General features: G+C 53.8%; 17 protein-coding genes. 11 read left to right on the forward strand and 6 right to left on the reverse strand.

Translation table 11 applies throughout. From position 1 onward, the window contains the following. Window positions 1-21 precede the first annotated feature (21 nt). A complete protein-coding gene (locus H6B10_RS01520) occupies window positions 22-1,191 on the forward strand; it encodes a hypothetical protein (protein WP_204649152.1) in 1,170 nt (389 codons plus the stop codon). 51 nt (window positions 1,192-1,242) lie between these two features. Here the strand turns inward: H6B10_RS01520 and H6B10_RS01525 are convergent, their stop codons facing one another. Beyond that, on the reverse strand, window positions 1,243-2,028 hold the full coding sequence (locus H6B10_RS01525; RefSeq protein WP_204649153.1) for a type III pantothenate kinase: 786 nt from the start codon (window positions 2,026-2,028) through the stop codon (window positions 1,243-1,245). A 148-nt stretch (window positions 2,029-2,176) separates the two neighbouring features. Between H6B10_RS01525 and coaBC the strand changes: the two genes are divergently transcribed. Both coaBC and asnB read left to right on the forward strand, forming a co-directional pair. Then, on the forward strand, window positions 2,177-3,376 hold the full coding sequence (gene coaBC, locus H6B10_RS01530; RefSeq protein WP_204649173.1) for a bifunctional phosphopantothenoylcysteine decarboxylase/phosphopantothenate--cysteine ligase CoaBC: 1,200 nt from the start codon (window positions 2,177-2,179) through the stop codon (window positions 3,374-3,376). A gap of 77 nt (window positions 3,377-3,453) precedes the next feature. Further along, window positions 3,454-5,301, forward strand: a complete 1,848-nt coding sequence (gene asnB, locus H6B10_RS01535) for an asparagine synthase (glutamine-hydrolyzing) (protein WP_204649154.1) — start codon at window positions 3,454-3,456, stop codon at window positions 5,299-5,301. 38 nt (window positions 5,302-5,339) lie between these two features. Here the strand turns inward: asnB and H6B10_RS01540 are convergent, their stop codons facing one another. After that, window positions 5,340-5,924, reverse strand: coding sequence for a sugar O-acetyltransferase (locus H6B10_RS01540; protein WP_204649155.1), 585 nt, complete (start codon window positions 5,922-5,924; stop codon window positions 5,340-5,342). Window positions 5,925-6,125: 201 nt separating this feature from the next. Here H6B10_RS01540 and H6B10_RS01545 point away from each other — a divergent pair, with 201 nt between their 5' ends. The 6 genes from H6B10_RS01545 (at window position 6,126) to H6B10_RS01570 (ending at window position 12,850) form a co-directional block, all read left to right on the forward strand. Then, window positions 6,126-7,079, forward strand: coding sequence for an ABC transporter ATP-binding protein (locus H6B10_RS01545; protein ID WP_204649156.1), 954 nt, complete (start codon window positions 6,126-6,128; stop codon window positions 7,077-7,079). After that, window positions 7,079-7,942 carry an ABC transporter permease gene (locus tag H6B10_RS01550; RefSeq protein WP_204649157.1) on the forward strand — a complete coding sequence of 288 codons (864 nt, stop codon included), beginning with the start codon at window positions 7,079-7,081 and terminating at the stop codon, window positions 7,940-7,942. Before H6B10_RS01545 ends, H6B10_RS01550 begins: the two co-directional genes overlap by 1 nt. Window positions 7,943-7,956: 14 nt before the next feature. Continuing rightward, window positions 7,957-9,381 carry a Gldg family protein gene (locus H6B10_RS01555; protein ID WP_204649158.1) on the forward strand — a complete coding sequence of 475 codons (1,425 nt, stop codon included), beginning with the start codon at window positions 7,957-7,959 and terminating at the stop codon, window positions 9,379-9,381. Window positions 9,382-9,397: 16 nt separating this feature from the next. After that, complete coding sequence (locus H6B10_RS01560) at window positions 9,398-10,423, forward strand: DUF4340 domain-containing protein (protein ID WP_204649159.1); 1,026 nt, start codon at window positions 9,398-9,400, stop codon at window positions 10,421-10,423. Window positions 10,424-10,534: 111 nt separating this feature from the next. Continuing rightward, the gene (locus H6B10_RS01565; protein ID WP_204649160.1) at window positions 10,535-11,764 is read left to right on the forward strand and encodes a glycoside hydrolase family 3 protein; all 1,230 of its coding nucleotides are present in this window, start codon (window positions 10,535-10,537) and stop codon (window positions 11,762-11,764) included. A gap of 24 nt (window positions 11,765-11,788) precedes the next feature. Next, a complete protein-coding gene (locus H6B10_RS01570) occupies window positions 11,789-12,850 on the forward strand; it encodes a glycosyltransferase family 4 protein (protein ID WP_204649161.1) in 1,062 nt (353 codons plus the stop codon). 52 nt (window positions 12,851-12,902) lie between these two features. On the opposite strand, the gene H6B10_RS01575 is transcribed toward H6B10_RS01570, so the two are convergent. Continuing rightward, entirely contained in the window at window positions 12,903-14,453 is a 1,551-nt protein-coding gene (locus H6B10_RS01575; RefSeq protein WP_345941697.1) for a YifB family Mg chelatase-like AAA ATPase, read from the reverse strand. A gap of 157 nt (window positions 14,454-14,610) precedes the next feature. Here H6B10_RS01575 and H6B10_RS01580 point away from each other — a divergent pair, with 157 nt between their 5' ends. Further along, window positions 14,611-16,293, forward strand: coding sequence for a phospho-sugar mutase (locus H6B10_RS01580; protein ID WP_204649163.1), 1,683 nt, complete (start codon window positions 14,611-14,613; stop codon window positions 16,291-16,293). A gap of 197 nt (window positions 16,294-16,490) precedes the next feature. Then, the gene (locus tag H6B10_RS01585; protein ID WP_204649164.1) at window positions 16,491-17,234 is read left to right on the forward strand and encodes a class I SAM-dependent methyltransferase; all 744 of its coding nucleotides are present in this window, start codon (window positions 16,491-16,493) and stop codon (window positions 17,232-17,234) included. A gap of 83 nt (window positions 17,235-17,317) precedes the next feature. Here H6B10_RS01585 and H6B10_RS01590 read toward each other — a convergent pair whose 3' ends face one another. The 3 genes from H6B10_RS01590 to H6B10_RS01600 form a co-directional block, all read right to left on the reverse strand. Continuing rightward, on the reverse strand, window positions 17,318-19,561 hold the full coding sequence (locus H6B10_RS01590) for a DNA gyrase/topoisomerase IV subunit A (RefSeq protein WP_204649165.1): 2,244 nt from the start codon (window positions 19,559-19,561) through the stop codon (window positions 17,318-17,320). A gap of 13 nt (window positions 19,562-19,574) precedes the next feature. Next, a complete protein-coding gene (locus tag H6B10_RS01595) occupies window positions 19,575-21,554 on the reverse strand; it encodes a DNA gyrase/topoisomerase IV subunit B (RefSeq protein WP_204649166.1) in 1,980 nt (659 codons plus the stop codon). Window positions 21,555-21,714: 160 nt separating this feature from the next. Continuing rightward, the gene (locus tag H6B10_RS01600; protein ID WP_204649167.1) at window positions 21,715-22,584 is read right to left on the reverse strand and encodes a glycoside hydrolase family 25 protein; all 870 of its coding nucleotides are present in this window, start codon (window positions 22,582-22,584) and stop codon (window positions 21,715-21,717) included. Window positions 22,585-22,632: the final 48 nt, after the last annotated feature.

Here is a 22,632-nt window from a genome sequence, read left to right on the forward strand (position 1 = left end):
TTTTGGAAAGGAGTAAAGGCCATGAAACGTGTATATGATGAGATTGCGTCGGTGCAATTGCCGGAAAAGAAACTGTACGCTGCGCAGCAAAAACGAATTCTGAACCGTGCGTTGATGCAGATTGAGCGGGAAACGGGGCAGAAGTCTTCCCCAAAAAGTTGGCGTATCGTTTGGCGCGTGGGTTTGGTTGCGGCTTTGTGTTGCCTTTGTGCCGGGGGTGTTGCAGCAGCAGGGTGTTTTTTACAGCCCCAGCAGGTTGCACAGCGTATGGAACGGCAGGAATTGGCGGCACTGTTTACCGGTGAAGATGCGGTTTCTATCAACGAAACGAAGCAGGCGGGCAACTATACGGTTTCACTGTTGGGGCTTACCAGCGGCGAAAATGTTACCGGTTACTGGTCCTCCGATTGGGCGGGCGCGACGCCGGAAGCAGACCGCAGTTATGCGGTGCTGGCACTGACGCGTACCGACGGAACGCCAATGCGGCCATTGGAAGATGCGGAACCTGATATCACGCTGAGCAACAGCATGGTTTCGCCCTTGCTGGCCGCACCGGATTGCCCCATGATGGATTACAATGTATACACAATGAACGGGGCAAGAACGGATATTGTGGAGGATGGCATACGCTATATTCTTCTGGAAACCGATACCCTGGAACCTTTTGCAGATAAGAATCCGCAGCTTGCGGTGATACTGGAATGCCAAGCAGATATCGGTACACTTTTGAACGGGTATACCCAGGACCCGGAGGAAGGCACCATTACCGTAAATGAAAATGCAGAGGGGAGTTTCCTGCTGTTCGATTTGCCGATTGATGAAAGCAAGGCGGATCCGGTGCAGGCACAAGCCTTAAAAGATCAATGGTTTGGAACCGCTCCGGAGACGGAAACGGTGACGGATGAAATGGAAGAAGCTCTCGATGCATTTTCTGCGTTGAGTCCGGAAGAAGTCCGGGCAACGGGGACCTTGCAAAACCGGGAAACTGTACAGGTCAGTTCCGGAACATACGGTACGGGGTGGTACTTTGGCGATGGTGGTTTCGTGATGTACCAACAGGATTGGAGCGGCCAGCCGGAAGATTATGTGGCTGCTTTTGCAGATGACGGGCGAGTTTCGCTGGTTTCGCTGGTGACCCACCATGCGGATGATACCCTGACCATTGAAACGTGGTCTGTTCCTGTACAGTAAGAAAATCATAAAGAACCCGCCGCTGCCGGATTTTCCGGCAGCGGCGGGTTTTCAGCAACAAACGTCGTGGTTCAATTCCCACAGCAGCGCCAGACCTTTGAACAGAAGATCGGCGTCATAAATGACTTTGAAGCGGCAGCAAGGCGTGATATAAGGGGCCAGTCCGCCGGTGGCAACCACGGTCAACGGTGCGCCCAGCTGGGCCTGCACACGCTCTGCCAGACCATCCAGCATGGCAGCTGTTCCAAACATCGCGCCGTTGTTCAACGCTTCCACCGTGTTTCGGCCAATCAGGTCACTGGGCGGTTCCGGGGCAATGGGCGGGAGCTGTGCTGTTCCCACGCTGATGGCACGCAGGCTGGTCTGCACCCCCGGCACAATGAAGCCGCCCAGAAACTCCCGCTGTGCCGACAAAACATTGTACGTTGTGGCAGTGCCGAGGTCGACGGTCATGCAAGGCAACGGGTAAAGTGCGGCAGCGGCAACGGCATCGGCAATGCGGTCCCTGCCTACGCGGCCGGGTTCATCCACACGGAAGGTCAGGCCGGTGTGCAGCGTATGGCTGACGATCAGCGCTTCTTTTCCGGTCAGACGGCGGCAGGCATCGGCCAGCGGCGTGGTCAGGCTGGGAACTACGCTGCAAACGATCACGCCTTCGCAATTTTTGCAGTCTACCTGCAGGCGCCCCAACAGAAATTTCAGTTCTGCGGCATATTCATCGGCGGTACAGCGCGCACGGGTCACCATGCGTGTTGTAAACAGCACATCCCGATGCCCCTCGCCGGCAAGGCCGCCAATACAGATATTCGAATTGCCGATGTCAACCGCCAAGATCATACCCAAAGCTCCATTTCCGTAAAACTGGTACTATTATAGCAGTTTACAGACATTTTGCAAATTAAAATGAGTCTGACTCTGCAATTTACAAATGGAAAGCGAGTTGGTATAATAAGGCTATCCAAACAGGGAAAGGACTGTGAATCCTATGCAGCTTACAGGCAAAACCATCGTTCTTGGAATCAGTGGGGGAATTGCCGCTTATAAAATGCCCAACGTTGCCCATGCTTTGGTCAAAATGGGGGCCGATGTTCATGTCTTGATGACAAAGAATGCCACAGAGTTTATTGCACCGCTGGTATTTGAAACACTGACCAACCGGCGCTGTATTGTAGATACCTTTGACCGGAATTTTCAGTATGATGTTGCCCATGTTTCGCTGGCGAATGCGGCAGATTTGATGCTGATCGCACCTGCCACGGCCAATGTGATTGCCAAAATGGCGCACGGCCTGGCCGATGATATGCTTACCACGGTCACGCTGGCAGCAACTTGTCCCAAGCTGGTGGCACCGGCCATGAATACCCACATGCTGGAAAATCCCATCACCCAGGATAACCTGAAAACGCTGGAAGGGTATGGATTTACCGTCATTCCGTCCGGTTCCGGTTTGCTGGCCTGCGGCGATGTGGGCTCCGGCCGTCTGCCGGAAGAAGGCGTACTGGTGGATTATGTGCTGCGTGAACTGGCCTGTGAAAAAGATCTGAAGGGCAAGAAAATCGTGGTGTCGGCAGGCGCAACGCAGGAACCCATGGACCCTGTGCGGTATCTGACCAATCATTCCACCGGGAAAATGGGGTACGCGGTGGCCCGTGCCTGTATGCTGCGGGGTGCCGATGTTACGCTGCTGGCTTCCACGGGATGCACATTGCCGCCGGTTCCGTTTGTAAAGATGATTCCCTTTACAACCGCGGCAGACCTTTTCTCGGCAGTGCAGCAGCACGCCATGGATGCGGATGTGTTGGTCATGGCGGCAGCGGTTGCCGATTACCGCCCGGCGGTGGTAGCCTCCGACAAGGTGAAGAAAAAAGACGGTGAAATGGCGATTGCGCTGGAACGCACACAAGATATCCTGGCCTGGGTCGGTGAGCATAAACCCGAAAATCTCTTTGTTTGCGGATTCTCCATGGAAACCCGCGATCTGTTGGAAAACTCCACGGCAAAACTGCATAAAAAGAAGATGGACATGATCGTGGCCAATAACCTCAAGGTGCCCGGCGCCGGTTTTGGTGTGGACACCAATGTGGTAACGCTGATTACCGAACAGGGCCACGAAGAACTGCCGCTGCAAAGTAAAGATGCGGTAGCGCACCGTATTGCGGATGCCATTGCGGCAGCCCGGCGCTGAAAATCCAAGCCTCGGTTCTAAAATGCCCCCCTTTCTGCATACTCCTGATAGGAGTTACGGCAGAAAGGGGAGTTTTTATGTGCGGAATTGCAGGGCAAATCGGACGCGATCCGCGCGCCATTCAAAGCAATTATGCAGCATACTGTGCTATGCAGCGGACCATGACCCGCCGCGGCCCCGATCAGCGGGGCATGTACATCAGCGGACGGGCCGCAATGCTTCATGCCCGGTTGGCGGTTGTGGACCTGGAAAACGGCTGCCAGCCCATGCAGCTGGAATGGCAGGAAGAAAATTATACACTGGTCTACAACGGGGAACTGTATAACACCGAGGAACTGCGCGGTCTGCTTGCTGCACGCGGCCACGTATTTACCGGGCATTCCGACACAGAAGTGCTTCTGCACGCTTATGCGGAATGGGGGGCGTCCTGCGTGGATCGCTTTAATGGGATTTTTGCCTTTGCGGTGTGGGCGGAGCGGTCCGGCAAGTTGTTTTTGGCACGGGACCGGTGTGGCGTCAAACCGCTGTTTTACACTAAAAATGCAGAGAGCCTGATTTTTGGCAGCGAGCTCAAAACTGTACTGGCACATCCGGAGGTACCGCCCCGTGTGGATGCCAATGGTCTGGCCGAAGTGCTGTTGCTGGGGCCGGGTCGCACACCGGGCTGCGGGGTATTTCAGAATGTGTGTGAGTTACTGCCCGGCCAGTATGCAGTTTATGAAGCGGATACCGGCAGGCTGTTGCTGCATCGTTACTGGCAGCTGGTCGACCATGAGCATCCCGATGATTTCAAGACAACTGCGCGCAAAGTTCGCGACCTGCTGATGGACGCCATCGAACGGCAGCTGGTTTCGGATGTGCCGGTGGCAACATTTCTTTCCGGTGGGCTGGATTCCAGTCTGATTTCGGCGGTAGCGGACGCTAACTTTACGGCGCGGGGCAAACAGCTGCACACTTTTTCGGTGGGATATAAAGACAACAAACGCTATTTCCACGAAACAAAATTTCAGCCCGGACCGGATGCCCCGTTCATTCGCAAGATGAACGAATTCCTGCATGCGGAACATCACTGGATCACGCTGGATACACCGCAGCTTGTGCCGGCCTTGTACGAAGCGGTGGAGGCACGGGATTTGCCGGGTATGGCGGATGTGGACGCCTCGCTGCTGGTCTTTTGCCGCTATATCAAGCCCCATGCCACAGTGGCTCTTTCGGGGGAATGCGCGGATGAAATTTTTGGGGGCTACCCGTGGTATCGTGATCCTACTGTCCGGGAAAAGTACGGTTTTCCCTGGGCGCAGTCCACAGCATACCGTGCGGGATTTATCAAACCCGGTGTATTGGGCAATATTGATCCGGAAGCCTTCGTGGATGAACGCTACCGCCAGACCCTGGCACAGACATCGATCCGTCCCGGGCTTTCGCCCCTTGAGCAGCGGATGCGCCAGATGATGAGCCTGAATTTTACATGGTTCATGCAGACGTTGCTGGACCGAAAAGACCGCATGAGCATGTACAGCGGATTGGAAGTTCGCGTGCCTTTCTGCGATTATCGCATTGCGGAATATCTGTATTCCGTTCCCTGGGAGTTCAAGGATTACCAGGGCAAAGAAAAAGGATTGCTGCGGGAAGCCATGCAGGGCGTTTTGCCGCCGGAGGTCCTTTGGCGCAAGAAGAGCCCATACCCCAAAACCTGGAACCCGGGCTATCTTTCGGCTGTTTCGGCGGAACTTGCCAAGGTCCTGGCGGATCCTGCCGCGCCCCTTTTACAGGTGATTCGGGCCGATGCGCTGGAGAATCTGCTGGCGGCGGGCGCCGACAATCCCGTACCTTGGTACGGTCAGCTGATGACTACTCCGCAAACCATTGCCTGGTTTTTGCAGCTTAACTACTGGTTGGAAACTTACAAGGTCGAACTGGTATAACAAAAGCCCGGAGTGCTGCACTCCGGGCTTTTGGTTGTTCATGTGTTTTGGCGAATGATGCGGCAGGGATTGCCGCAGGCTATGACATTGTCGGGCAAATCTTTGGTGACTACGCTGCCGGCGCCAATCACCACATTGTTGCCGATGTGTACACCCGGCAGCAGGACGGCACCGCCGCCGATCCATACATTGTTGCCGATGATGACCGGGGCTGTTTGGGTTTTGCAGAAAGAAAAAGAACCGTCCGGATTGCAGGGACCAAAGCGGTCGGCGGCGTTGGTTGGGTGGAAGGCGGTGTAAATCTGCACGTTGGGGGCAATCAGCGCGTTGTCACCAATCACAATGCGGTTGTCATCCAGGAACGTGCAGTTCATATTTACTTCGCAGTTATTGCCAAAGTAGATGTTGTTGCCGTAGTCCACATAAAACGGGGCAGTGATCCACAGGTTTTTACCCCGCCCGCCCAGCAGTTCGGTCAGAATGCGGTCTTTTTCCGCCAGATTGTCAGAGTCCAGCCGGTTGTAGTCCCGCATCAGATTTTTGGCCTTGTGCCACTGGGTCAACAACTCTTCATCTCCGCAGTCGTACAGTTCACCGGCCAACATTTTTTCGCGTTCAGTCAACGTAAACACCTTCTATCGGACAATTATCCTGATTTTGGGAATGTTTTCACTATACCATGCCTGCGGCAGAAAGGCAATGTTTTTACAGTCTGTCTACAAGCTACCTCACAATTTTCACAATTTGGCGCTATAATCTAACCTGCCTATACAGGCGCAATGCGCCTTGAACAGGGATTCAATCCAAAAGGGGGAGTGGACACTTTGATCGAAGTGAACCATCTGACAAAGCGTTATGGAAAGCATACCGCCGTAGATGATATCAGTTTTACGGTGGAAGACGGATGCATTTACGGTTTGCTGGGACCCAACGGTGCCGGCAAATCGACCACCATGAATATCATTACCGGATACCTTTCGGCTACCGAAGGCACGGTAAAAATTGAAGGACACGATATCGCAGAGGACCCGGCGCAGGCCAAAGCCTGTATCGGGTATCTGCCGGAACAGCCGCCGCTGTATCAGGATATGACGGTGACGGAATATCTGTTGTTTGTGGCAGAATTGAAGGGTGTACGCAAAAAAGCCGAGCGCCGCACCGCGGTGGAAAAAGTCTGCGCCAAAGCCGGCTTGCAGGGAATGGAAGCACGTCTGATCCGGAATCTTTCCAAAGGATACCGGCAGCGGGTGGGCATTGCCGCTGCGCTGCTGGGTTCTCCCAAGGTCATCATTCTGGACGAGCCGACAGTGGGGCTGGACCCCGCCCAGATGATCGAGATCCGTTCGCTGATTCATGATCTGGGCAAGTCGCATACGGTGATCTTGTCCAGTCATATCCTCAGCGAAGTGCAGACCGTTTGCGACCGGGTGCTTATTATTGCCAACGGAAAGCTGGTCGCACAGGGAACACCCGAGGAACTGGCCGAAAAACTGGCAGCCAAGGGGAGTATCTCGGCCACGGCGCAGGGTTCCCGCGAAGCAGTGCTGGCGGCGGCAAAAGCTATCCCTGGTCTGACCGATCTGCGCGTCACGGCGGAAAAGGGCGGTGAGGTAAGCTTTACCGCTGTCAGCGAAGCGGGCACGGACCTGCGCGGCGCTTTGTCGCTGGCATTGGCAAAAGCTGGCTGCCCGGTTCTGAGCCTGAGTGCTGAGAGCATGAGCTTGGAGGATGTATTCCTGCAGCTTACGGAAAAAGGCGAAGGGGAGGAAGAAAAATAATGGTTGCGATCTTGAAGCGTGAGACCAAGGCCTACTACACCGGTATGATCGGTTATGTGACGGCAGCGGTCAGTCTGTTTTTTCTGGGGTTGTATTATACCAGCAGCAACCTGATCGTGGCGTCCTCGGATTTTGCAATGGTGCTGTATGCCACCACGGTGATTTTGCTGTTCCTGCTGCCGGCTATCAGCATGCGCAGCTTTGCCGAAGAACGCCGTAATAAGACGGATCAGCTGTTGCTGACCAGCCCGGTCAGTATTCCGGCCATTGTGCTGGGAAAATTCCTGGCTGAGTTCATCGCTTTTGCGGCGCCCACATCGGTAGCTGTCATTATGCCGTTGATTTTGAAAGCTTTCGGCAGTGTTTCACTGGTATCGGCTTACAGTTCGCTGCTTTGTTATCTGCTTTTGGGGGCAGCGTGCCTGGCTATCGGTACATGGATCTCGGCATTGACGGAAAATCAAATCATTGCTTACCTGGCTACTTTTGGCGTACTGATTGTTGCCTATCTGATGAACAGCATTCAGACGCTGTTCACAAGCGGCGACGCACTGGCTTTGGTGGTCTTTCTGGTGGTGCTGCTGATTGCTTCCATTCTGGTCGGGGTGGTCTGCAAAAGTCTGACGAGCTGCTGTGCTGTATTCTGCGTTGGCGGCATTGCCCTGGGTGTGTTGTTTGTGCTGCGCCCCACCTGGCTACTCTCCGCGTTTGACAGCGTACTCTCGGCACTGGCATTGTTTGATCCTTTCAATGGAGTTGTGGGCGGTATGTTCAGCATTTCGGCAATTGTCTATTATCTTTCGGTCATTGCGCTGTTCCTGTTCCTGACGGGTCAGGCTCTGGAACGCCGCCGCTGGAACTAAGGAGGAAACCGCAGATGAATCTGAAAGAAAACTGGAAAAAGCTCCACGGCAGCAAAAAGACCTTCCGCAATGGCATGTACGCAACCGTTCTGGCGGTTGTGGTGCTGGTGGCGGTAATTTTGCTGAATCTGGTGGTACGCGCATTTCCTACCAAGTATACAGAACTGGATATCTCCACCAGCGGATTGTTTACGCTCAGTGAGACGAGCAAAAACCTGCTGCACGAACTGCAGACCGATGTGACGGCATATTATCTGGCAACGTCGGGAGAGGAAGACAGCAATATCACACGGCTGCTGGACCGGTATGCGGACGAAAGTGCGCATTTCACATGGGAGCAGCGTGACCCGGTTCTGTATCCGACGTTTGCAGAAAAATATGAAGGTGCTTCTACCGGATGTGTGGTACTCATCACGGCCGATAAATACGATGTGGTCAGCTACCAGGATATGTATCCTATGGATCTGGAAGCATACTACTATTACGGTACCCAGCAATACAGCTTTGATGCGGAAAACTGTCTGACGGTAGCGCTTGCCAACGTGACCCGTACCACCGGCTATAAGCTGTATGAACTGACCGGCCACGGGGAAACTGCGCTGGAAAGCGACTTTACCGATACCTTGAACAATGCGGGTGTCACGGTGGAAGAACTGAACCTGACCACCGCGGGGAGCATTCCGGAAGATGCAAACGATCTGTTGATCAATGCTCCGTTGGCCGATGTGACGGCGGATGAGGCAGCGATGCTTACCAGCTATGTGGAAAACGGCGGCAAGCTGTTTGTGGTAACGGACTTTACGGTAGATACCCCCAACCTGGATACGGTACTGGCAGCCTGCGGTATGACACGACAGGAAGGATTGCTGGTAGAAACAAATGCGGATAACTATCCGTACGGGTATCCTCAAACCTACCTGATGCCCAATATCCAAAGCAGCGAGATCATGGCAGGCATGACCAGCGGTATGCGGGTTTATACCCCCATCGCACAGGGCATTGTCCAGAGCGAGGACAGTGAGTTCGTTCTGACTACGCTGCTTTCCACCAGCGATGCCGCTTATTCTTTGATCAACTATGAAGAAGCCGAAACGGTAGAAAAATCCGATACGGACCCCGAAGGAAGCTTTGCGGTGGCAGTGGCTGCCGAGAATACTTCCACAGGGGCACGTGTGGTTTGGGTCAATTGCCCCAATACGCTTCTGTCCGGCACCAATCAGAGTGTATCCGGCGGAAATGCGCAGATGCTGGGCAGCATTGTCAACTGGTTCAACGATGAACAAACCACGGCCGTGATCAGCAGCAAGAGCCTGAGTACTTCGAGCCTTACGGTGCCAAATGCTGCCAGACTGGGCCTGGGAATACTGTTTGTTTTTGCGTTGCCGATCATTTGCCTGATCACAGGTGTGGTTGTTTGCCTGATCCGGCGGCGCCGATAAAAGGAGAGAGCAATCTGTGAGTCGCAAAAAAATGATGCCGCTGTTGATTCTGACGGCGGGTGTGCTGTTGCTGTCGATTTTACTGGTGATACTGACTCTGGCACAATCCCAAAATGAAAATCAGGGAATTGCGCTGTTTGGAGTTTCTACGGAAGAAATCAATCAACTGTCTTATAGCGGCAGCAACGTGGAGGTCACGCTGCTGAAAGGTACGGAAGGAAACTGGCTGATGGAGTCCGATCCGACCTTGCCGCTGGATCAGGAAATCGTTGCTTCTTTGGTTGAAAAAATTGCCAACCTTACGGCACAGCGCCAGCTTCAGGAAGAAGAACTGGCGGAAATTCCGGCTCCGAGTGAAACACCGCTGATGGTGTTTGAAATTACGGCCGGAGGTGTTACCCATACGCTGACGGTGGACCAGGCCAACGATGTGGCGGATATCTACTATGCGTACAACGAAAACGGAACAATGTTTACAGTGACCCAAAGCGATGTGAACGGGTTGTGCAAGGAACCGCGGGATTTGTATAAGGCGCAGACACTGACCGATAAAACCATCGATGATGTAACGGCCATGCAGGTGGGAGAACTTTCTTTCACGCAGAGCGATGGGACCTGGACATTGACGGATGATCCCACCTATGCGTTAGACCAGGATGCGGTCAAAAAGATGGCCAACACGATCTGTGGTGCCCAAACCGACTGGACCATCACTTCTCCAGAGGAGGACAGCACCTATGGGCTGGATACCCCGGATGTAACGGCAACGCTGACGTTTACAGACGGTACGACACTGACAGTCCGTTTTGGCAATCTGACCGAAGTGGACGAAAGTCTGTGCTATCTGGCATCCAGCGGAGCAGCAACCGTCGTATATGAAGTCAATGCAGACTATAAAACCGCATTTGCGGTCACCAAAGAAACGCTGCATGACGAAGAGGCGACTGCGGAAACCGCAGAGGAAGCCGAAGATACCATAGTAGCGGAACACCCCGTAGGCGGATGGAACGACTACGCCGACGCCGAAAAGCAAGCAGAATAATGCAAAAGCCTTCGCCGTAGATATGGGCGAAGGCTTTTTTGCGCGATAGGGCGGCTTGTCGCCGCTTTGTGTGCGTGTTATAATACAAAGCAAGAAGGAGGCAGTAACGTTATGGGAATAACCAGGAGCTGCTGCCTTGCGGCACTATTGGTCACGGGGCTGCTTTTGTCTGCCTGTACGAAAATGCCGGAACCAAGCGGCAATACGGCCGCTATGCCCACACCGACACCGGAAGCCCGGCGGGAAGTTGCCGAAGACTCCATTGAAACAATGGTACAGCAGATGCCCCTGCGGGAGAAGGTGGGGCAGCTATTTATGGTTCGTCCCGATGCCCTGGACCCGGAGCAAACCCAGCAGCAGGTTGATGACGAGTATTCATCCGGCGTAACAGCGGTCAGCGAACCTATGCGCCGGATGCTGGAGCAATACCCGGTAGGTGGAATCTGCCAGTTTGGCAAAAACATCGAGGACCCGGAGCAGATTGTTCGGTTCAATCGGGAACTTCAGGAGTCCAGTAAGATTCCCTTGCTCATTGCCGTGGATGAGGAGGGCGGCACGGTGGCGCGGTTGGCCAATAATCCGGCGTTTCCTCTGACGCAGTATGAAAGTGCGGCAGCTGTTGGCGCGACCGGCGACCCGGAAAATGCACGGCAAATGGGGCAAACCATCGGGGGTTATCTGAAACAGTATGGCTTTACCATGGATTTTGCCCCGGTGGCGGATGTTTACACCAACGAAGCCAATACGGTTATTGGGGATCGTGCCTTCTCTCATGATGCGGCGACGGCTGCAACCATGGCGAATGCCATGGCACAGGGACTGCGGGAAGAGCAGATTTTGCCGGTATTCAAACATTTCCCGGGCCATGGCGATACAGCCGAGGACAGCCACAGCGGTCTGGCTTATACCTATCGCACGCGGGAAGAGATGGCTCAGTGTGAATGGCTTCCTTTTCTCACACTTTCGCAGTCGGAAGAAAATCTGTGTGCCGTTATGGTGGGGCACATTGCCGCGCCGGCTTTGGATGATTCGGATACCCCGGCATCCCTTTCCCACAAGATCGTGACACAGCTGCTGCGCGAAGAATTGCTGGCCGGTCAGGATGTACTGGTGGTAACGGATTCCCTTGCCATGGGGGCAATCACAGAATTGTATCAACCGGGTGAAGCCGCTGTACAGGCTGTACAGGCAGGATGTGACGTGATTCTGATGCCGGATGGTCTGGCCGACGCATTTGATGCCGTGATGGCAGCGGTGCAGGATGGTACCATTCCGGAGGAACGGATCAATGAAAGTGTTTCCCGGATTTTAAAGTTCAAACAAAAATACGCGGGGCTGTAGCTGCCGCAGAAGACAGAGGATAGTATGGAAAATATGGTATGGGCTGTTGATGGTTCCTTCTTTGGGCAGCGCATCTCGGGTATTCAGCGGTATTCCATTGAATTGCTTTCCGCGTTGGATGCACTGGTTCCGCCCGGTCTGGTGGAAATCGTAGCACCTCCGGGCGTCCGGGTGCCGGTGTATGAAAATATAAAATCAGTCACCTTTGGCGCCCGAACCGGCCTCAAATGGCAGCAGCTGGACTTTCCGGCATATCTGAAATATCGGGGCGCCAAGGGGCTGGCCACCTGCAACGTGATTCCGGTGTTCGGATTCCGCGGAATTGCCGTTGTTCATGATGTCTGCTATCGTGCGCGGCCGGATTTTTATACGGATTTGCGCGGTCGGCTGAGTGCTGCCTGGCATCGGCTGCAATATCGGAGGATTGCGCAGGTGGCGGAACATATCATTACGGTTTCCGAGTTTTCCAAAAGTGAAATCACAAAATACTACGGCGTAAAACCGGAACGTATTTCGGTGGTCTACAATGCCTGGCAGCAGATGCAGCGGATTGCGCCGGATGAACGAATCTTTGCCAAGGTTCCGCAGCTTCGCCGGGGACAGTACTATTTCAGTATGGCGAATCTGCTTAAAAACAAAAACTTTCCCTGGGTGCTGCGTGCGGCACGGAACAAACCCGATACGGTTTTTGCCATTGCAGGCGGAGGAAGTCTTGCGGCGGAGGCAAAACGTCTGGGGTTGGCGGATTTGCCCAATGTGGTTTACTTGGGGTATGTGTCCGACGGGGAAGCAAAAGCCCTGATGCATCATTGCAAAGCCTTTTTGTTCCCTACGTTGTATGAAGGATTCGGTATTCCGCCGTTGGAAGCGGTTGCCTGCGGGGCGCCGCGGATTTATGTCAGCGATACGCCTTGTATGCGCGAAGTGTACGGCGATTGTGCAGGGTATATTGATCTGAAAACGAATCACGGCTATGTGGATGATGTTACGCCTCCCAAACGGGATGCGGCGGAACTGCTGGCACGTTACAGCTGGCATAAAAGCGCGCAGGCTTTGCTGGATGTATTGACGCAAACTGCAAACTGATTTAAAAGGCCCTCGCCCGTACAACGGGCGGGGGCCTTTTGGCGTGGCGTTCTTATCGCATATTGAATTTTCGGTCAAGGCTGCGGTACTGCAAAGCTTCGGAAAGATGGGCGGCATCCAAAACTTCGGCGCCATCCAGGTCAGCCACCGTCCGGGCCACCCGCAGGATACGGTCATAAGCGCGGGCACTGTAACCAAGCCGTTCAAAGGCGGCGCGAAGAATCTTTTCGGCAGAAGGCGTCATCCGGCAATAACGGCGCAGCGCGCCGCCGGGCAACTGGGCATTGCATCGTACGCCCGGTAAATTGCGGTAACGTTCCTGCTGCAAGGTGCGTGCCGCCACTACACGGGCACGAATGGCGGCGCTGGATTCACCGCCGGTTTCGGCGGCAAGGTCTTCGTACTCAATAGGTAGCGCTTCCACATGCAAATCGATACGGTCAAGCAGCGGGCCGGAAATTCGGCGGCGGTATTGCTCAACAGCGCTGGGGGTACAGGTACATTCCCGCGTGGGATGCCCAAGGTAACCGCATTTACAGGGGTTCATTGCAGCTATTAACATGAATTTGCACGGAAATGATGCGGTTCCGTGTATACGGCTGACAGTAACATGGCCGTCTTCCAGCGGCTGCCGCAGCACCTCAAGGGTATCCCGGGAAAATTCAGGCAATTCATCCAGAAACAAAACCCCGTTGTGGGCAAGGCTTACTTCGCCGGGGCGGGGAACAGAGCCTCCGCCCACTATGGCTGTAGCGCTGACACTGTGATGCGGGCTTCGGAACGGACGGCTTTTCAGCAGACCGTCGCCGCCCCGCAAAAGACCGGCAACGGAATAGATGGCACTGGTTTCCAGTGCTTCTTCATAGGTCAAAGGCGGCAAGATGCCGGGCAACCGTTTGGCAAGCATGCTTTTTCCGGTGCCCGGAGGACCTACCAGCAGCAGATTGTGCCCACCGGCGGCAGCTACTTCCAAAGCACGGCGTGCTTCGCTCTGTCCACGCACATCGGCCATATCCGGCCCGGTCCAGATCCCGTTTTCGTCGTAACCGTCAGCATGCGCAGGGGAAAGCGGCGCAGCACCGCAAAGATGCAAGACTACGTCCTGGGCATTCCGGGCAGGATAGACGGTAAGTCCCTCCGCGATGGCGGCTTCGGCAGCGTTTTCGGCAGGCAGAAAGAGTTCCTTTACACCATGCTGCACCGCAGCCAACGCCATGGGCAGAACGCCGGTAACGGGGCGCAGTGTTCCATCCAGACCCAATTCTCCCAAAAAGGCGCGTTCGGGGCCGGGGGCGGGGAGCTTTCCCTGGGCGGCCAGAATTCCGATGAAGACGGGCAGATCATATACCGGGCCGGTTTTACGTACATCGGCAGGTGCCAGATTGATGGTGATCCGGCTGGCAGGCCACTGGTAGTGCAGATTCTTAACGGCACTTCGTACCCGCTCGCTGCTTTCTTTTACGGCAGAATCCGGAAGGCCGACCAGATTGAACTGCGGCAGTCCTCCGGACAAATCAGCTTCTACCTGTATAAGATAGCCCATGAGCCCAGTGACACCCAAGCTTAACACCTGTGCGTACATGTTGCGGACCTCCTGTTTGATATTCTGGAACCAGTATAACGCGATATAAGGCGTTTCACAAGCACTCGAACGGAAAAACAGGCAATTTTAACCAAAATTTGATTGACACCGACGGTGTGAGTTGGTATATTTAGTATATGCTTACTGCATTTATATTGAAAGTGTAGGTGTGTTACTTATGTATCAGGATATGTATGAACGTTGGCTTGCGGCGGATCTGGATGACCCCGATCTGAAGCCGGAGCTTGAAAGTGTCAAAGACGATGATGCTGCTATTCAGGATCGCTTTGCCGTTTCTCTGAAATTCGGCACGGCCGGTCTGCGTGGTGTGATCGGTGCCGGTACCAACCGGATGAATATTTATGTGGTCCGTCAGGCTACGCAGGGGCTGGCCAACTGGGTTAAGACCCAGGGCGGCACCCAGACTGTTGCAATCAGCTATGACAGCCGCATTAAGAGCGATTTGTTTGCCCGGACGGCTGCCCAGGTACTGGCCGCCAACGGTATTAAGGTGCGCATCTATAAAGCTCTGATGCCGGTGCCCGCCCTTTCTTTTGCCACTCGCTACTATAACTGCAATGCCGGTATTATGGTAACTGCCAGCCACAACCCGGCCAAGTATAACGGCTACAAGGCTTATGGTCCGGACGGCTGCCAGATGACGGATGAAGCTGCCGATATCGTCTATGCCGAAATTCAGAAGACCGATGTGCTCACCGGTGCCAAGCTGATCTCCTTTGAGGATGGTCTGGCCCAGGGACTGATTGAGTATGTGGGGGATGACTGCATCAATGCACTGTACCAGGCCATTGAAGCGCGCTCCATTCGCCCGGGTATCTGCAAAACCGCCGGTCTCAAACTGGTCTACAGCCCACTCAACGGCTCCGGTTTGGTGCCTGTTACCCATGTTTTGAAGGATATCGGCATTACCGATATCACCATCGTGCCCGAGCAGAAGGACCCGGATGGCAACTTCCCCACCTGCCCGTACCCCAACCCCGAAATTTTCGAGGCGCTGCGGCTGGGTCTGGAACTGGCCGAAAAATCCGGCGCGGATCTGATGCTGGCTACCGACCCCGATGCTGACCGTGTCGGCATTGCCGTCAAGTGCAAGGACGGCAGCTATGAGCTGCTTTCCGGCAATGAAGTAGGCGTGCTTTTGTTGGATTACATTTGCGCCGGCCGCATTGAGCAGGGAACCATGCCTAAGAATGCTGTCATGTGCAAGTCCATCGTTTCCACTCCGCTGGCCGACAAGGTGGCCGAGCACTATGGCGTGGAATGCCGTAATGTGCTCACCGGCTTCAAGTGGATTGGTGATCAGATTGCCAAGCTGGAAGCAGACGGTGAAGTGGATCGTTTCATCTTCGGCTTTGAGGAAAGCTACGGCTATCTGGCTGGTCCCTATGTACGTGATAAGGACGCTATCATCGGTTCTATGCTGATTTGTGAAATGGCTGCTTACTACCGTGCTCAGGGCAGCTCTATCAAGGAAGAGCTGGAGCGCATCTATGCCGAGTACGGCCGTTACCTGAACAAGGTGGACAGCTTTGAATTCCCCGGCCTGTCTGGTATGGACAAGATGGCCGGCATTATGGCCAATCTGCGCGCCAACCCGCCGAAAGACTTTGACGGCGATAAGGTCGTTAAGGTGGTAGACTACGAAAAGTCCGAGGAAACCGGTCTGCCCGCCGCCAATGTTCTGATTTACACGCTGGAGAGCGGCGCTACCGTAGTGGTACGTCCTTCCGGTACGGAGCCGAAGATCAAGACCTACTTTACCACCAAGGGTAAAGACTTGGCCGAGGCCCAGGCACAGAAAGACAAGCTGGCCGAAGCCTGCAAACCGTTGCTGGCCTGAGTAAAACAGGAATAACAATCCCCGCAGGTTTTGGACCTGCGGGGATTGTTTGTAAAGCTGATTCTTATGGCAAGACAGCGTTTTGAATTGAAATAAAGGGGGAAAGAGAATGCCAAGAGGAATTCTCGGTCAAAAAATTGCAGATGCCCATGTGAATTGCCTTATGGTGACAGGAATTTGCATGGGAGGAAACTGACATGAAAGAGAATAAGTACGACGAAGAAAAATTCTTTGCCAAATATAGCGAGATGGACCGTTCCCGCAATGGGCTGCAGGCAGCAGGGGAATGGTCGGAACTGCAGAAACTTCTGCCGGATTTTGCGGGCAAAAAGGTATTGGACCTGGGATGCGGATATGGCTGGCATTGCCGCTATGCGGCGGAACAAGGCGCGGTCTATGTACTGGGGACTGATATCTCCCAAAAAATGCTGGAAGAAGCGCGTACCAGAAATCTGGTCCCCGGTGTCGAATATCAGTGCGCAGCGATGGAAGATCTGGATTTTCCGCCCGAATCTTTTGATGTGGTAATCAGTTCACTGGCGCTTCACTACGTGGAAGATTTTGCCCCGCTGATTGCAAAAGTTGCCCGATGGCTCAAACCACAGGGAGAACTGGTGTTTTCCGCAGAGCATCCGGTTTTTACGGCTTATGGCACACAAGACTGGTATTATGCCCCGGATGGCAGCATTCTTCACTTTCCGGTGGACCGATACTTTGAGGAAGGCGCCCGGCAAGCGGTTTTTCTGGAAGAAAATGTAACCAAATACCACCGAACGCTGACTACCTACCTGGAAACATTGTTGCAGAACGGTTTTGCTTTACAGCATGTGGTGGAACCTCAACCGCCGGAATCCATGCGTGACCAGCCCGGTATGCGGGAAGAATGGCGCAGGCCTATGATGCTGCTTGTGTCGGCTCAAAAGAAGAGTTCTTCGCAATAAAAATAACCCCTTCGGGCTGCTGGTGCAGTGCACCATGTCCCGAAGGGGATTTTTTGCATGGCCGTATAAGAAGAGCAAAGAAGTTACAGCGTGAGCTGTTCCATGCTGTCGTCGGCACGCAGAATGGCACCGGCGGCGGGCAATGTGCGAACCCGATAGCGATGGGCTTCGGCAAGTTCCAACCCTTCCGAAAGGGTGACCCGTGCAATACGGGCGTTCTTTTTCAGAGAAACCACGTTGACACCGGCGGTATCCCGGGTGGCTTTTTCGGGAATCAATGCACTGCCGGCCAGCAGCAGCCGGTTGTTGGTGGTGAAAATAGCCAGCTCGGTTTCCTCAGGCAGATAGCGCATACAGGCCAGTTCGGCTTTATCGCTGTAAGCTTTCAGCAGCTTGCGGCGATTCTGTTTTGTTTCGTAACTGCTCAACGGTACTTTGGCGCATTTTCCGTTCTGGAAGAAGAAGAGCATCCAGCCTTTGTAATCCGGTGTAACCACCATGTAGAGCGGAACCTCGCCGTCATCCATGCCCAAAGCAGAGGCAACATAATCGCCCAGCACGCTGGCTTTGCTGTCGCCAAAGTCGTAAGCATGGGACTTGTAGACCTGATGGTGGTTGGTGAAGAACAGAAGTTCCACGCTGTTGGTGCTCTCGCAGGTGAACAGCACTTCATCGCCGTCTTTAAGCTTCTGCTCACCGCTCATGCGCAGGCTCTGAGGCGTGATCTTCTTGAAGTAACCATCCCGGGTAAAGAACAGATGCACCGGATAGTCGGGAATCTGCTGCTCCGGCTCTTCGGCTTCGCTGGCCGGAATCTCATACAGGATTTCGCAGCGGCGGGGCTTGCCGTATTTTTTGGCTACCTCGGCCAGTTCCGTCATGATGATCTTGTTGATGCGTGCCGGGCGCTTGAGCACATCCTGCAAATCGGCGATGGCATTTTCCAACTCTTCGATTTCGGCAGTACGTTTTAGGATGTATTCCCGGTTCAAATGGCGCAGTTTGATCTCGGCGACATATTCAGCCTGAACTTCATCAATGCCGAAGCCAATCATCAGGTTGGGCACAACCTCCGACTCCTCGGCGGTATTGCGTACAATCTCGATGGCTTTGTCGATGTCCAGCAAAATGGCTTTCAGGCCCTGGAGCAAATGCAGCCGTTTTTGCTTGCCCTGCAAATCATAGTAGGTACGGCGGCGGACACATTCGGCTCGGAAGGCAATCCATTCCAGCAAAATGTCCCGTACCCCCAATACTTTGGGCTGCCCGGCAATCAGAACGTTGAAGTTACAGGCAAAGCTGTCTTCCAGCGGGGTGGATTTGAACAGCCGGGCCATCAGTTTGTCCGGGTCCTGCCCGCGTTTGAGATCGATGGTCAGTTTCAAACCGTTCAAATCGGTCTCATCGCGCATATCGCTGATTTCGCGGATCTTGCCCAACTTCACCAGTTCGGTGATCTTGTCCATAATGGCCTCCACCGTGGTGGTGGGGGGAATATGGGTCACATCAATGCAGTTGTTGGCTTTGTCGTAACTCCACTGGGCGCGTACCCGTACACTGCCGCGGCCGTTTTCCAGCACGTTGTTCATCTCGGCAGCATCGTACAGAATGGTGCCGCCGCCAACAAAATCGGGTGCAGGCAAAATTTCTTTCAGATCTGCCTGATCATCCTTCATCAGGGCAATGGTGGCGTTGCACAGCTCTTCCAGATTGAAGGAACAGATATTGGAAGCCATGCCTACGGCAATGCCCAGGGTATTGTTTGCCAGAATGGTGGGAAAGGTGACCGGCAGTAAAGTGGGTTCGGTGGTGGTGCCATCATAGTTGGGAACAAAATCCACCGTATCCTTATCGATGTCGCGGAACAGTTCCTCGCAGACAGGTTCCAGCTTGGCTTCGGTGTAACGGGCGGCAGCGTAAGCCATATCCCGGCTGTACGCTTTGCCGAAGTTACCTTTGGAGTCCACAAAGGGGACCAGCAGGCTTTCGTTGGAACGGCCCATACGGACCATGGTATCATAAATGGCAGCGTCACCGTGGGGGTTCAGGTGCATGGTGCTGCCCACGATGTTGGCACTCTTGGTGCGGGCCCCCTTCAACAGACCCATGCCGTACATGGTGTACAGCAGTTTGCGGTGTGCAGGTTTGAAACCGTCAATTTCCGGCAACGCACGGGAAACGATAACGCTCATGGCATAGGGCATGTAGTTGGTTTCCAGTGTTTCGGTAATGGGCGTTTCAATAATTTCGCCGGCCGACAGGATCTCTACATTATCGCCCAGTTGAGGCCGGGCGGGTGTGATTTTCTTTTCGCGTTTTTTGGCCATAATCTTCCTCGTATCAGCTTACATCCAAATCATCCAGGTATTCAGCACCGTGTTCCGCAATGTGCTCTTTGCGTCCCTGCAGGTTGTCGCCCAGCAGCAAATCAAATACCTGTGCAGTGCGCTCGGCATCGGTAGGCAGGACTTTGATCAAACGGCGGCTTTCGGGGCTCATGGTGGTGAGCCACATCATTTCCGGGTCGTTCTCACCCAAACCTTTGGAGCGCTGAATGGTGTATTTTTCACCATCGATACGCCGCAGAATATCGGCTTTCTCCGGCTCGGTGTAGGCAAAGTAGGTTTTGTTTTTGGTATTGATCTCGTACAGCGGAGACTCCGCGATATATACGTACCCTTTGTTGATCAGGGTGGGGGTCAACCGGTAAAGCATGGTCAGCACCAGTGTGCGAATCTGATAACCGTCCACATCGGCGTCGGTACAGATAACAACTTTATTGAAACGCAGATTTTCCAGATTGAAACTGGCCAAGTCTTTATTGTGGCTGCCGCCAAGCTCTACACCACAGCCCATGACCCGGATCAGGTCAGTGATGATGTCGGATTTGAAAATGCGGGCATAATCCGCCTTCAGGCAGTTGAGGATCTTACCGCGGATCGGCATGATAGCCTGGAATTCCGAATCACGGCTCTGTTTTACCGCGCCCATAGCCGAATCGCCCTCCACGATATACAATTCGCGGCGAGAGGCGTCTTTGGTGCGGCAATCCACGAACTTTTGTACACGGTTGGCCAGATCCATCTGCTGGGTCATGGTCTTTTTGATGGTGATGCGTGCTTTCTCGGCGTGTTCCCGGCTTTGTTTGTTGATAAGGACCTGTTTGCAGGCCTTTTCGGCTTCGTCGGGGTGCTCAATGAAATAGACTTCCAACTGATGTTTGAGGAACTCCGTCATGGCCTGTGCCACAAACTTGTTGGTAATGGCCTTTTTGGTCTGGTTTTCGTAGCTGGTACGGGTGGAGAAGCTGGAAGAAACCAGAACCAGGCAGTCCTGAACATCCGAGAATGTGATGGAACTCTCGTTTTTCTTGTAGAGCCCCTTACTCTTCAGCCATGCGTTGATCTGGCTGACAAACGCGGTGCGTACAGCACGGTCGGGGCTGCCGCCGTGTTCCAACCAGCTGGAGTTGTGGTAGTATTCCAACGCCTGCACCGTGTTGGAAAAAGCAAAGGCCACATTCATCTTGACCTGGTAATCCGGCTGATCGGCACGGTCACGGCCGATGGCGGCGCCGGAACAGGAATACACCTGGGTCAGGGCCTTGTCGCCCACCAGCTCATTGGCATAGTCGGTGATGCCGTGCTCGTACAGGTATTCATATTTCTGGGTTTCGCTGCCGGATTTATCGGTGAAAACAAGGGTGACGCCATCATTGACAACGGCCTGACGCCGCAGCATATCCTGGAATGTTTCCGACGGTACGGCAATGTCGGTGAAAACCTCTGTGTCAGGCTTCCAACGGATTACCGAGCCGGTACGGCGGCCTTTGTATTCTTCCTTTTGCAGTCCGCCTACGTTCTCGCCTTTTTTGAAATCCAGATGATAATGGAAGCTATCGCGATAAATATCGGCCGTCATCCATTCACTGGCATACTGGGTGGCACACAAACCCAGACCGTTCAGGCCCAGACTGAAATCATAGTTTCCGCCGCCCTCGGCATATTTGCCGCCGGCATACAGTTCGCAGAAGACCAGATCCCAGTTCCAGCGTTGTTCAGCTTTGTTATAGTCTACCGGAATACCGCGGCCAAAGTCTTCCACTTCGATCACATGATCCGGAAACAAGGTCACATTGATACGATTGCCATAGCCATCGCGTGCTTCATCAATGGAGTTGGAGATAATTTCAAAAATGGAATGGGCACAGCCTTCCACACCGTCCGAACCAAAGATGACGGCCGGGCGCTTACGCACACGGTCGGCACCTTTCAACTGACGGATACTGTCGTTGCCATATTCCTGTTGTTTTTTTGCCATGCGTTGGATCCCCCTGCGGTAACATAACACGTAACTGTATTTTGCGCATACCAATTTATTAAACCACAAACTGGAAGTCTTTGTCAAATAAGAAGGTGTTCGAAGTCACAACATGGGGTTGTTGCAAGCGGTGCAGACAGAAAAGAAAAATGCATCGTCATCAGGTCTTTTCCAGGCGATTGCGGTCGCCCAAAACGGCGGTCCAGTACGACCCGCCGTTGTAGTCGAAAATGACCCAGTCGTAACCGTTGTATTTTTGCGTGCTGCGCTGTGTCACATTATAGCGCCCCAAAGGAAGATACCCTACCACATCATTGAAATTGGGCGTGTAGAAATATTCGGTGCGGGCATTGAATACCACCAGTGTATAGCCGGTTACGTTTTCCATCAACGGGCCGGTAGGGCCATAGTTGTTGAACCCGCCCGCTTTGATCGCGGGTAAGAAATCCTGGTAACTGCGGTTCAGGTCGCATGCGCCGGAAATTCCGCCAACGGTGCCGCTGCCGGAGTATTGCCACATGGTATACGGGCCGGTGTATCCCAGCGTGGAACGGTAATCTGCCACCCAAAGGGGATAGGCGCTGAGCTCGGCGGCGTTCAGATAGTTATTGATATAATTTGTATAACTGTACCATCCGCCGTACCATTTCCGCTGGTAGAGAATATCCATGGCATAGCGAACCAGGCTGGTCAATTGGGTACGGCCCAGACTGGTCAGGCTGGAATCCTCCACGTCCACAAAGACAGGGTATTCCAGCTGCAGACCTTGCATAGCGTTCATGAAAGTGTTCAATTCGTTGGCTACGGCGCTTTGTGTGCGGGCGTAGGTATAATAGTAAGCTCCCACACGCAGACCTGCGGCGTGGGCGCCGTTGACATTCTGCAGGAAATACGGGTCTACATACAATCCGCCGCTGTTGCTGGAACCAATACGGACGATTGCAAAATCTTTGCCGGCGGCGGCCACTTGTGACCAGTTGACGCTGCCCTGATAGCGGGAAACATCGATGCCGTTTTGAAATACAGCCATAAAAAAGCCCCCTCCCTTTGCTGCATAGTATGCAACAGGAGAGGGGGA

The sequence above is a fragment of the Gemmiger formicilis genome, assembly GCF_016901605.1.
GTDB lineage: Bacteria > Bacillota > Clostridia > Oscillospirales > Ruminococcaceae > Gemmiger > Gemmiger formicilis_B.